This window comes from Pantoea sp. GW821-FHT03E06, from assembly GCF_059420725.1.
The window spans coordinates 1762012-1774391 of the sequence record NZ_JBWKUG010000001.1; the positions used below are offsets into that span (position 1 = coordinate 1762012).

At 52.4% G+C, this 12380-nt stretch carries 10 protein-coding genes and 1 other RNA gene; 7 read left to right on the plus strand and 4 right to left on the minus strand.

The genetic code is table 11. The annotated features are described in order from the left end of the window. Positions 1 to 51: 51 nt before the first annotated feature. The 6 genes from btuC to AC07WB_RS08230 all read left to right on the plus strand — a co-directional run bounded on the left by btuC (position 52) and on the right by AC07WB_RS08230 (position 5491). Positions 52 to 1035: a vitamin B12 ABC transporter permease BtuC gene (btuC, locus tag AC07WB_RS08205; RefSeq protein WP_494940293.1), complete on the plus strand. Its 984-nt coding sequence runs from the start codon at positions 52 to 54 to the stop codon at positions 1033 to 1035. Positions 1036 to 1074: 39 nt separating this feature from the next. Then, positions 1075 to 1620: a glutathione peroxidase gene (locus AC07WB_RS08210; protein ID WP_494940294.1), complete on the plus strand. Its 546-nt coding sequence runs from the start codon at positions 1075 to 1077 to the stop codon at positions 1618 to 1620. Next, positions 1621 to 2367, plus strand: coding sequence for a vitamin B12 ABC transporter ATP-binding protein BtuD (btuD, locus tag AC07WB_RS08215; RefSeq protein WP_494940295.1), 747 nt, complete (start codon positions 1621 to 1623; stop codon positions 2365 to 2367). It abuts the gene before it with no gap. Between the two features lie 69 nt (positions 2368 to 2436). Further along, positions 2437 to 2895 carry an NlpC/P60 family protein gene (locus tag AC07WB_RS08220; RefSeq protein ID WP_097094116.1) on the plus strand — a complete coding sequence of 153 codons (459 nt, stop codon included), beginning with the start codon at positions 2437 to 2439 and terminating at the stop codon, positions 2893 to 2895. Between the two features lie 313 nt (positions 2896 to 3208). Further along, positions 3209 to 3952: an EAL domain-containing protein gene (locus AC07WB_RS08225; RefSeq protein WP_097094115.1), complete on the plus strand. Its 744-nt coding sequence runs from the start codon at positions 3209 to 3211 to the stop codon at positions 3950 to 3952. A 99-nt stretch (positions 3953 to 4051) separates the two neighbouring features. Beyond that, positions 4052 to 5491: a protein adenylyltransferase SelO gene (locus AC07WB_RS08230; RefSeq protein ID WP_494940296.1), complete on the plus strand. Its 1440-nt coding sequence runs from the start codon at positions 4052 to 4054 to the stop codon at positions 5489 to 5491. 3 nt (positions 5492 to 5494) lie between these two features. Here the strand turns inward: AC07WB_RS08230 and AC07WB_RS08235 are convergent, their stop codons facing one another. Next, on the minus strand, positions 5495 to 6544 hold the full coding sequence (locus AC07WB_RS08235) for a 3-deoxy-7-phosphoheptulonate synthase (RefSeq protein WP_494940297.1): 1050 nt from the start codon (positions 6542 to 6544) through the stop codon (positions 5495 to 5497). Between the two features lie 288 nt (positions 6545 to 6832). Then, positions 6833 to 7660, minus strand: coding sequence for a posphoenolpyruvate synthetase regulatory kinase/phosphorylase PpsR (gene ppsR, locus AC07WB_RS08240; RefSeq protein WP_097094112.1), 828 nt, complete (start codon positions 7658 to 7660; stop codon positions 6833 to 6835). Positions 7661 to 8110: 450 nt separating this feature from the next. On the opposite strand from ppsR, the gene ppsA reads away from it, so the two are divergent. Then, positions 8111 to 10498: a phosphoenolpyruvate synthase gene (gene ppsA, locus AC07WB_RS08245; protein WP_494940298.1), complete on the plus strand. Its 2388-nt coding sequence runs from the start codon at positions 8111 to 8113 to the stop codon at positions 10496 to 10498. A gap of 99 nt (positions 10499 to 10597) precedes the next feature. Here the strand turns inward: ppsA and rprA are convergent. Both rprA and ydiK read right to left on the minus strand, forming a co-directional pair. Beyond that, positions 10598 to 10705, minus strand: an RNA gene (gene rprA, locus AC07WB_RS08250) — antisense sRNA RprA. 369 nt (positions 10706 to 11074) lie between these two features. After that, positions 11075 to 12187: an AI-2E family transporter YdiK gene (ydiK, locus tag AC07WB_RS08255; protein ID WP_097094110.1), complete on the minus strand. Its 1113-nt coding sequence runs from the start codon at positions 12185 to 12187 to the stop codon at positions 11075 to 11077. Positions 12188 to 12380 lie beyond the last annotated feature (193 nt).

The window sequence follows — 12380 nt, forward strand, 5'->3', positions numbered from 1 at the left end:
TGCTGCAATCCCACTACAATCAAATCTCTGTTTTCTCAGCCAATCTTACCTATGACTCTGCTGGATCAGCTTGCCCGTCAGGCAAATCGCCGCAGTCAGCGCTGGCTCATCGCACTTAGCGTGCTGTTAATGCTGCTCATCGGACTTAGCCTGTGTGCCGGTGAGAGCTGGATTTCTCCTGGCCAATGGTTTTCGACCCGCGGCGAGCTGTTCGTCTGGCAACTGCGTATGCCGCGCACGCTGGCGGTGCTGCTGGTGGGCGCGGCGCTGGCGGTGTGCGGGGTAGTGATGCAGGCGCTGTTTAATAATCCACTGGCTGAACCGGGTTTACTTGGCGTCTCCAACGGTGCAGGCATTGGATTGGTATTAGGCGTGATGCTCGGCAACGGTTCGCTCTGGAGCTTAGCGCTGGCGGCGATGGCGGGAGCCTTACTGATCACGTTGATCCTGCTGCATTTTGCCCATAAACAGCTGTCAGTGAGCCGTTTGCTGCTAACCGGCGTGGCGCTGGGCATTATCTGTAGCGCCATCATGACGTGGGCGGTGTACTTTAGCACCAGTCTCGATCTGCGCCAGCTGATGTACTGGATGATGGGCGGCTTCAGCGGCATTGACTGGCGCTATGGCTGGATGATGCTGGCGCTGCTGCCGGTAACGCTATTGCTGCTAACTACCGCACGAACGCTGAATTTACTGGCGCTGGGCGAAACCTCGGCACGTCAGTTGGGATTACCTCTGCTGCTGTGGCGCAATCTTCTGGTACTGGCGATGGGATGGCTGGTCGGCGTGAGTGTGGCGATGGCCGGTGCGATTGGTTTTGTTGGCCTGGTGATCCCGCATTTATTGCGGCTGAGTGGGTTTAGCGATCATCGTTATCTGCTGCCCGCCGCGGCGTTGGCCGGTGCGGGTGTGCTACTTGGCGCGGATATCATTGCGCGGCTGGTGCTCACCTCCGCTGAACTGCCAATTGGTGTCGTCACCGCCACACTCGGCGCACCCTTGTTTATCGTGTTATTAGTGAAGTCTTCGCGCTAGCTTTGGCTGGCAACTTGTTATCAACAACAGGAATCGACTATGAGCATTTATCAAACTGCACTGGTTACGCTGGATGGTGAGAAAACCTCTCTGGCAGAGTTTGAAGGCAAAGTACTGCTGGTCGTAAACGTGGCGTCAAAATGTGGTCTGACGGCACAGTATGAGCAGCTAGAATCGCTGCAGAAGGCCTGGCAGGATAAGAACTTCAGCGTACTGGGCTTTCCGTGTAATCAATTCCTCGAGCAAGAGCCGGGCAGCAATGAAGAGATTAAAACCTTCTGCAGCACCACATATGGTGTGACCTTCCCGATGTTCGATAAAACCGACGTTAACGGCGAGCATCGTCATCCTTTATATGCCCAATTGACTGCGGCGCAACCGGTGGCGCAACGCCCGGAAGGCAGCGGTTTCCTTGAGCGGATGGAGAGCAAAGGCCGCGCGCCGAAAGCGCCGGGCGACATCCTGTGGAATTTCGAGAAATTCCTCATCAATAAGCAGGGCAAAGTGATTGCGCGCTTCTCGCCGGATATGACGCCAGACGATCCTATTATCCTCAAAAGCATTGAGCAGGCGCTGGCCGGGTAAATGGTATTGCAGTGTCAGGGAGTCAGCGTCCCAGGACGGTTGGCTCCCGTTGACCTCAACGTCAATGCCGGTCAGCTGGTGCATCTGGTCGGGCCGAACGGCGCAGGGAAAAGCACTTTGCTGACTGTGCTTTCTGGCCTGCTATCAAGTCAGGGTACGATTCTGCTGGATGGCAAGCCGCTGTCCGCCATGAACGGTGCTGCACTGGCGCAGCTGCGTGGCTGGTTGCCGCAGCAGCAGATAGCGCCGGGACAAATGCCGGTATGGCACTATTTGCGCATGCACGCTGCCACGGAGGCGGTACAAGCGGACGCTATTTTGCACGATGTGTTAGACCAGCTCGGCCTGCAAGACAAATTATTGCGCAGCCTAACGCAGCTTTCCGGCGGGGAGTGGCAGCGCGTACGCCTGGCGGCGGTGGTCATGCAAATTCATCCGCAGCTCAATCCACGTGGGAAAGTATTGCTGCTGGATGAGCCGATGAGTGCATTAGACGTGGCACAGCAGCGGGCTGTAGACAGGTTGCTGGCAGAACTTTGTCACAGCGGTCTGGCGATTGTTGCCAGCGGGCACGATCTCAATCACAGCTTGCGCCATGCCGATCGTGTGTGGTTAATGCATCAAGGTAACGTCGTGCGCCAGGGAAGCGGCAAAGAGGTGTTAACCGCAGCCCAATTAGCGCCGCTCTACCAAACCACGTTTGAGCAAATCGATACCCCACAAGGGCCGCTGCTGTTTATTCCCTGAGACCTTATTGCACGCTGAGGCGCTTTGCCGCTAAAGTGTTTGCCGGGCGAGGGATGAAGGAAAACACTGATGCGGCTACTGATTTTTATTCTGGCACTGTTGTTGGCGGGCTGTAGCCATCACGCGCCGCCACCCAATGGTCGCCTGTCTGACTCCATCACCGTCATTGCCCAACTTAACGATCAGCTGAGCCGCTGGCGGGGAACGCCGTATCGTTATGGCGGTCTTAGTCGCGGTGGCGTCGATTGTTCTGGCTTTGTCTATCTCACTTTCCGCGATAAATTTGATATGCAGCTGCCGCGCTCAACGATCGATCAGACCGATATTGGTACGCGCATCGACAAGGATGAACTGCTGCCAGGCGATTTGGTGTTCTTTAAAACCGGCAGCGGTGAAAATGGTTTGCATGTGGGTATTTATGATACAGATAATACCTTTATTCACGCCTCTACTAGCCAGGGTGTGATTCGCTCTTCGCTGGATAATGTTTACTGGCGTAAAGTATTTTGGCAGGCGCGTCGCATCTAAACGCGGTTTACTTGTGCGTTAAAAGGCGCGAAAAAAGAAAGGTTATCCCACCCTGAATTAATTCCGAATTGTGCCGATATTTAACTATCATTTAAAATGGCACTTTACCCGCCATTGATTTAATACTAAAAATAAAGCTAAGTTTATTTAATTGGTATGGACATTAACCCCGGCTATTTGGCTTAAGTGTTATTTACGGCTTAAAACAGCGTAATAGTACAAAAAACGTCTTCTCTTCTAACGTTTGGTCCTATTGCCTGACTGTTTTCGTTGATATACGATGCGCTAATTGCCACTGCCTCTGGCTTGTAAAATGAAAGTCCATTTATCTGCCGACTATCAGTCGGAAACCTGGTTTTATCCAGCATACTCTCCGACGGGCCAACTGACCGCGGTGGAGCTGGTTACGCAATTTGTTCATGATAGCGCGCCTATTACGCTGCCTCAGGATCTGCTGTTGCCACAGTTAGATGATGCTCAGCAATTGCGTTTGCTCCAGAGCCAGCTTTCATTGCTGGAAAAGTACCGCGACTTTTTTGAGCTTAATCAAATTATCGCTTTGGTTCGTATTGATGATTCGATGGCAAATACGCTTTTATCCAGCGAGTTTTTGTTAAGGAAATTCAAACAAATTTCTTTTCTTGTTTTGGATATCAGTGAAGCATTTCCACAATTATCATTGGGTAAAGAGCAACCGTTGCTCGCGGCTTTACAGCGGGAATTCCGCTTATCGCTTTCTCAATTTGGTGCAGGAAAAGCACCGGCAACCGCAGTGTACGATAATCTGTTTAGCGTGCTAAAACTGGATAAAACCTTTATTCAAGAGTTGGCTAAACGTGCATCCTTTACGCCATTTATTCAGACGGTTATCGATAACTTTTCGGATTTTGCCGAGCAAATTATTATTTGCGGCATTGATGATAATTTGATGCTGGAAAAAATGACCACGCTTCGCGGCGCACATCTGCAGGGTAGCCTGTTTCCGGTGGTAAAAGCCGACCGATTAAGCGATCTCATTTATTCCGATCTTAATTTACACACGCCTTCTCAGCAGTAATCCTTTCACCTGTCATCCTGGCAGCGTCAGCGTTACACTCTTCCTTATGTTAAAAACTCAATGCTGGTGCCTTATCTAAGTGCACCTTCAGGAGTATCGATGCAATTTACTAATAGCTGGCAGCAAGAATTAACTGGATTCTACACCGCACTGGACCCAACGCCGCTGGCGGGAGGACGACTGTTTTACCACAATGCTGCGCTGGCAAAGGAGATGGGGTTAGATGATGCTCTGTTTCAGGGCAGCGGTCATGGCGTGTGGTCAGGACGTGAAATGCTGCCGGGTATGTCGCCGCTGGCGCAGGTCTACAGTGGCCATCAGTTTGGCGTCTGGGCCGGGCAGTTGGGTGATGGACGCGGTATCTTACTCGGCGAGCAACAGCTGGCGAATGGACGCAAGCTTGATTGGCACTTGAAAGGCGCGGGGCTAACGCCTTATTCGCGTATGGGTGACGGACGCGCCGTCATCCGCTCCAGCGTGCGCGAGTTTCTCGCATCAGAGGCGTTGCACCACCTTGGCATTCCTACCACGCGTGCGCTGGCATTAGCGATTGGTGATGAGCCCGTACTGCGTGAAACCCAGGAGCGCGGCGCGATGCTAATGCGTATCGCCGAGAGCCATTTGCGTTTCGGCCATTTTGAACACTTTTATTACGGCGGCGAGCAGGACAAGGTACGCATGCTGGCGGATTACGCTATTCGCCATCACTGGCCCCACCTGCAGGATGAGGCCGATCGCTACCTGCTGTGGTTTACCGATATCGTGAAACGCACGGCCGGATTAATAGCACTTTGGCAAAGCGTTGGCTTTGCGCATGGCGTGATGAATACCGATAACATGTCGATTCTTGGCTTGACGTTGGATTATGGGCCTTATGGATTCCTTGACGACTATCAGCCCGGTTACATCTGCAATCACAGCGATTATCAGGGGCGCTACGCCTTCGAAAATCAGCCAATGATTGGTTTGTGGAATCTGAATCGCCTGGCTCACGCGTTATCCGGCCTGATGACCACCGAGCAGCTCAAGCAGGCACTAAGCCATTATGAAAGCGAGTTGATGCGAGTTTGGGGTGAAAAGATGCGTGCCAAACTCGGTTTGCTGACCGCGGAGAGTAACGACAACACCATCCTGACCGGCTTGCTGGCGCTGATGACGGCAGAGCGCAGCGATTACACGCTGACTTTCCGCATGCTTAGCGAGACGCAGCAGGATGAAACCCGCTCGCCGCTGCGTGATGAGTTTATCGACCGCGCCGCTTTTGATGGCTGGTATAGCGATTACCGCCAGCGCTTGTTACGCGATCAGGCTAGCGACGAGCAGCGTCAGACGGTGATGAAGGCGGCCAATCCAGCGCTGGTATTGCGCAATTATCTGGCGCAGCAGGTGATTGAAGAGGTAGAGAAAGGCGAAACGGCCGCATTAGAAAAGCTGCATAACGCACTGCAACAACCCTATAGCGATGCGGCCGTGAGCGCGGAGCTGCGCCAACGGCCGCCTGAGTGGGGCAAAACGCTTGAGGTAAGTTGTTCGAGCTAGGCGTTAATTAAAGCGGCTGTCGACTGCGGCAGCCAGTTTCTCCAGCACCTCAGCGCTCTCTTCCCAGCCGAGACACGGATCGGTGATTGACTGACCATAGATCAGCGTTTCGCCGCTGACCACTTTCTGGTTCCCTTCCTGCAGGAAACTCTCAATCATCACGCCCGCGACCGCTCGTGAACCGGCGCGGATTTGCGCCGCCACATCATCGGCGACATCCCGTTGGCGACGATGCTGTTTCAGGCAGTTGCCATGGCTGAAGTCGATCACCAGCTGTTCTGGCAGATTGAAATCGCGCAGGTTGGCCGCCGCCGCCGCCACGTCTTCAGCGTGATAGTTTGGCTGACGACCGCCGCGCAGAATGACATGACCATGTGGATTGCCGCTGGTTTGATAAATGGTCATCTGACCGTTTTTATCCGGCGACAGGAACATATGACTGGCGCGCGCGGCGCGGATCGCATCAACCGCGATTTGCACGTTACCGTCGGTGCCGTTTTTGAACCCCACCGGGCAAGAGAGCGCCGAAGCCATCTCACGGTGTATCTGGCTTTCAGTGGTGCGAGCACCAATGGCACCCCAGCTAATCAGGTCGGCAATAAACTGGCCGATCACCATATCAAGGAATTCGGTGGCGGTCGGCATGCCCAGCGCGTTGATGTCCAACAGCAGTTTACGTGCGATAGCGATACCGCGATTCACATCGTAGCTGCCATCCAGATCGGGATCGGAAATAAGACCTTTCCAGCCAATCACGGTACGCGGTTTTTCGAAGTAGGCGCGCATCACGATCTCCAGGCGATCCTGATGACGTTCACGCAGTTCATTCAGACGTTTAGCGTATTCAATCGCTGCTTTAGGATCGTGTAGCGAGCAGGGGCCAATAATGACCAGCAAACGCGGATCTTCGCCGGTCAGAATACGTGCAATACGTTGACGGGCCGCAGTAACGTTGGCGGCGATTTCCGCCGAAATAGGATGTTCTTGCGCGAGCGCAGCTGGAGTCAGCAGGCTGCCGATGCGCGCAGTGCGCAGTTCATCAGTCTTGTTCATTGGGATTCTCAAAAAATGGTTCTTCGCAGCGGTGAAATACCGGGAAGTGATGGTGATCACAATAAACCATTAGCCTGCGAATTCAACCTGCTAAAAACAAAGGTCTTAAAACAAGACGGAAGCCAGGCTTTACGATCGTATTACCGATGAGGTCACCATAAATGGCGACTCTACGTTTACAGAGCTGGGTTTTTGTAGGGTGCGCATTCATGCGCACCTGCATAATCAGGCAATGATTTGCTTAAGTGAGCAGCATTACGCCATAAATGGCGACCCTACAGAAGGCAGTTAATACATGCTACGACTCAGGCCCATGATATCGAGGATTTTGGTGGCAATCTCTTCCACCGAATAGTTGGTACTGTTGAGGTAACGAATTTGGTTGGTGCGGAAGAGCGCTTCTACTTCTCCCACTTCCAGACGACATTGGCGCAGCGAAGCGTAACGAGTATTTTCCGCACGCTCCTGACGAATCGCTTCCAGACGTTCCGGATCGATAGTTAATCCAAACAATTTATGCTGATGCGCACGCAGCGCCGGCGGCAGCTTCAAATTGTCCATATCATCGGCGATAAACGGATAGTTAGCGGCCCGCACGCCAAACTGCATCGCCAGGTACAAGCTGGTGGGCGTTTTACCGCAGCGCGACACGCCAAGCAAAATTACCTGTGCATCTTCAAGGCCGCGCAGGGAAATGCCATCGTCATGCGCGAGGGTATAGTCGATTGCCGCGATGCGCGCGTCATATTTGCCAAGGTTACTGGCAGTCAAACCATGCGTACGGTGCGCCACCGGCATCGAAGCCACACCTAATTCGCTTTGTAACGGTGCCACCAACGCTTGAACGATATCCTGACAAAAGCCTTCGCTCTCCAGGATAATTTCACGCACATCGGGCGTGACAATCGAAAAGAATACCAGCGGCCGCACGCCGCTCTGCTGATAGAGTGCATTAATCTGCGCTTTCACGGCTTGTGCACGCTGAACATTCTCCACAAAGGGTAGCGTGACGCTGTTGGTGATAACCGGGAACTGTGAAAGCACCGCGTGCCCCAGCACTTCGGCAGTGATGGCGGTACCATCAGAAATGTAGAAGACGCTACGTTCAGTGCTCATAGTCTGCTTAACCCTCATGTCTATAAATGACAGATATCATCAACCTTACTATTTCATTTTAAAGTGATAAGAAATGAAATATCCATACTGTTTAATGCTCGTTGGCGAAAATGAGCAAGTTGATAATCAATATTAGATGAAATGCTGTTTTGAAAAGCGTTATTTTCGCGCATTTTCTTTTTCGCGCATGAAATAAAGTTTGCAGGCGTTGCGCAACGTAAATCAATGGCTAACCCTCTGAAAAAGGGAAAAATAACGATATAGCAGTTTGTTAGCGTTAAATCGGCCGTTTGCGCAACATCATTAATTCTGGGTACTAATCCTATTTTGCCGCTCTTTTCCTGCTTTAACGATTCAACACTTAGTCTTTATTTATGGGTTGTGCCAAGCTATTTCTGCGAATAGCAAAATGTTCCATGTGTGAACCAATCATTTAAAAGGATAATCTCAATGTCCATTCAAGACCAACAGTCGCTAGTGCTCTGGTACAACCAGCTTGGCATGCATGATGTTGATCGGGTGGGAGGCAAGAATGCTTCCCTCGGAGAAATGATTACGAATTTGTCGTCGCTGGGTGTTTCCGTTCCCAACGGTTATGCGACCACATCTTACGCGTTTAATCTGTTTCTCGATCAAAGCGGACTGAACCAGCGCATTTATGATTTGCTGGATAAAACGGATGTTGATGATGTTGCTGAGCTCGCGCAAGCGGGTAAACAGATTCGTCAATGGGTGGTGGACACGCCATTCCAGCCTGAGCTGGAAGCGGCGATTCGCAGTGCCTACGAACAACTCTCTGCTGATGATGCCGAAGCCTCCTTCGCTGTGCGTTCGTCGGCCACCGCCGAAGATATGCCCGATGCCTCATTTGCCGGTCAGCAGGAGACTTTCCTGAACGTGCAGGGCTATGACGCGGTGATTATCGCGGTTAAGCACGTATTTGCTTCCTTATTTAACGATCGCGCCATCTCTTACCGTGTGCATCAGGGCTACGACCATCGCGGCGTCGCGCTCTCTGCAGGTGTTCAACGGATGGTACGATCGGATCTCGCATCGTCCGGCGTGATGTTTACCATTGATACTGAATCGGGCTTTGATCAGGTGGTGTTTATCACCTCGGCGTTCGGTTTGGGTGAGATGGTAGTGCAAGGCGCTGTCAACCCGGATGAGTTCTACGTGCATAAACCGACGCTGGCAGCCAATCGCCCAGCGATTGTGCGCCGTACCATGGGCTCGAAAAAGCTGCGCATGGTCTACGCCGATTCACAGGAACATGGCGAGCAGGTGCGCATTGAAGACGTCGAGCAAGAGCAGCGCGATCGCTTCAGTTTAACCGATGACGAAGTGCAGGCGCTGGCGCGTCAGGCGGTGCTGATTGAGCAGCACTACAAGCGCCCAATGGACATTGAGTGGGCGAAAGATGGCCACACCGGTAAGCTGTTTATTGTGCAGGCGCGGCCGGAAACAGTGCGATCTAACGGTCAGGTGATGGAGCGCTATACGCTGCAAGGCAAGGGCAAGGTCGTAGTAGAAGGACGCGCCATAGGCCATCGCATCGGTGCCGGTGAAGTTAAAGTTATCCATGACATCAGTGAAATGCACCGCATTGAAAAAGGCGATGTGCTGGTCACTGACATGACCGATCCCGATTGGGAACCGATCATGAAGAAAGCCTCAGCGATCGTAACCAATCGCGGTGGACGAACCTGTCATGCGGCCATTATCGCCCGTGAGCTGGGCATCCCTGCCGTAGTGGGTTGTGGTGATGCGACCGACCATCTGAAAGATGGCCAGAAGGTGACGGTGTCCTGTGCCGAGGGCGATACCGGTTATGTGTATGGTGAACTGCTGGACTTTGAAGTCACCAGCTCGCAGGTGGATACCATGCCGGATCTGCCGCTGAAAATTATGATGAACATCGGTAACCCCGATCGCGCCTTCGACTTTGCCTGCTTGCCGAACGAAGGTGTGGGTCTGGCGCGTCTGGAATTCATCATTAACCGCATGATTGGCGTGCATCCGAAAGCGCTGCTGGAGTTCGATCAGCAAACGCCTGAGCTGCAGCAGCAGATTCGCCAGATGATGAAAGGTTTTGATGATCCAATTGAGTTCTACATCGGTCGTCTGACAGAAGGGATTGCCACCCTGGGGGCGGCGTTTGCGCCGAAGCGCGTTATCGTTCGTCTCTCTGATTTCAAAACTAACGAATACGCTAACCTGGTGGGCGGCGAGCGTTATGAACCGGAAGAAGAGAACCCGATGCTGGGATTCCGTGGCGCCGGCCGCTATGTGGCTGACAGCTTCCGCGACTGCTTCAAGCTGGAGTGTGAGGCGGTGAAACGTGTGCGCAATGAAATGGGATTGACCAACGTCGAAATCATGATCCCCTTCGTGCGTACAGTGGATCAGGCCGAAGCGGTGGTTGCGGAGCTGGCGAAAAATGGCCTGAAGCGCGGCGAAAACGGTTTGAAGGTCATTATGATGTGTGAAATCCCTTCAAATGCCTTGCTGGCAGAGCAGTTCCTCGAGCACTTTGATGGCTTCTCGATTGGTTCCAACGACATGACGCAGCTGGCGCTGGGTTTGGATCGCGACTCCGGCGTGGTGTCAGCGCTGTTTGACGAGCGTAATGATGCCGTCAAAGCATTGCTCTCCATGTCCATTAAAGCCGCGAAGAAACAAGGTAAATACGTGGGGATCTGTGGTCAGGGTCCATCTGATCATCAGGATTTTGCCGCGTGGCTGATGGAGCAGGGCATTGACAGCCTGTCCCTCAATCCAGACACGGTAGTAGAGACATGGCTGAGTCTGGCAGAACTGAACGCCGTGAAACACTGATCAAGAGGAATAAAGACACGTTAGAGGTGAATCTAATGTGTTCTTAATGAAATCATTAAGGCCAGCGCTGCTGGCCTTATCTTTTTACGTGAAAAACAGGCAAAAAAAAGCCCATCACAGGGGATGGGCAAAGACTACACACAGCAATTCTTCACTTTACTCAGGGGAATAAGGTTGTTTAGAAATCAGTAGCTTGATTTCAAACATAGGAAACATGTTATTCATCAGGCCTTGTGGCGTCTTTAAGAATCCTCTTATTAGTTTAAAGCTGATAATCTTTCATGGTCATTTTCATCGGTGTACCCCCTTGATTCAGTCCGAAAAATAATCATTCCATTAGCCAAACCCCGCTAAAGCCGCTAAAACATCGTTTTTTCTTAAAAATCGCTTATGAAAAAAAATAATTCCTGCAGGGTAATGACCGATGACGATGAAGTGGCATTAGGCCGGTTTAAGTAAGGCCAATCTAAAGCGGAGAAATTGCAATGTTACTTTGCAGAGCGTAATGCTTACGGGGCGGGGGTAAAGCGGGTCGCCATTCACGCGCGGCGACCCTACAACGGTGCGCGACAAAACTTAATGTGGGTGTTCTTCGTGATCGTCAAGCGCTTCGATAGCCGTTTGCATATCATCATCCGGCTCGGGTGCTTCATGCATCCACACCGTTACCAGGCGATAAGAGACCGCCAGCACCACGGGGCCAATAAACAGCCCAATCATGCCAAAGGCAATTAAGCCACCAATGACGCCGGAAAGAATCAGGATCATCGGCAAATCCGCGCCCATACGAATCAGTACCGGCCGCAGCACGCTATCCAATGTGCCTACCACGCAACTCCAGACTAATAGCACGGTGCCCCATGTGGTATCACCGCTCCAGTACAGCCAGATAATGGCCGGGACCAACACCACCAGCGGGCCGAGTTGCACCAGGCAAGTCAGAATCATCAGCACGGTTAATAATGTGGCATAGGGGATACCGGAAATGGCCAGGCCAATGCCGCCGAGCACGCCCTGTACCAGCGCCGTGACCACCACGCCCAGCGCCACGGCACGAATCGCCTGACCTGCCAGCAGCACGGCGGCATCACCGCGGCGACCACTCATACGGTAAGCAAAATGTCGGATGCCTTGCCCAACTTGCTCCCCGCGCCAATACAGCAGCACGCTGAACAGCAACATCACGACGAGATGCATCATGAAGCGGCCAAAGTGTCCGGCCTGCGCCACAAAGAAGCCGGTAGTACGACCTATATAGGGTTGTACCTGGCTCAACATCGCCGATCCTCCGCCATCCACTAATTTGTGATAGCTCGAATAAAGCTTGTTGCCACCATAAGGAATGTCACGTAGCCAGGCAAAATCGGGCATCACCAAATGGCGTTGCGTTGCCCAGGCGATCACCGGCGCGCTGTTATCAATTAAGCTGCTTACCAGCAGGGCGATAGGAATAATGAACAACAGCAAGAGCAGTAGCGTCATGGCAATAACCGCCAGCGAGCGTCTTCCCCACATCAGCTGTTGCAGGCGGATCATCAATGGCCAGGTAGCGATCACCACCATGCTGGCCCAGGCGAAGCCCAGAATAAACGGCTGAACCACCCACAGACAGGCGACGATCATGATCAGAATGAACATCAACGAGAACAGCATTTGCGGTAAATCCATACCGCGTTGCAGGCTTTTCATCACAACATTTAACCTCGATTGAATCCTTCAGAGTGGGGCTGAACGGCCCTAATTAATGATGATCTATTTCCGGGAAATTAAACAGGAAAAGCAGCGGCGGCCATGCGCTTTCCTGAAAAAACAGCGTGCGGCAAAAAAGTATGATAAAACCAAGGGCTGAAAAAAATCACGACGCAAACGTTTACAACATCTC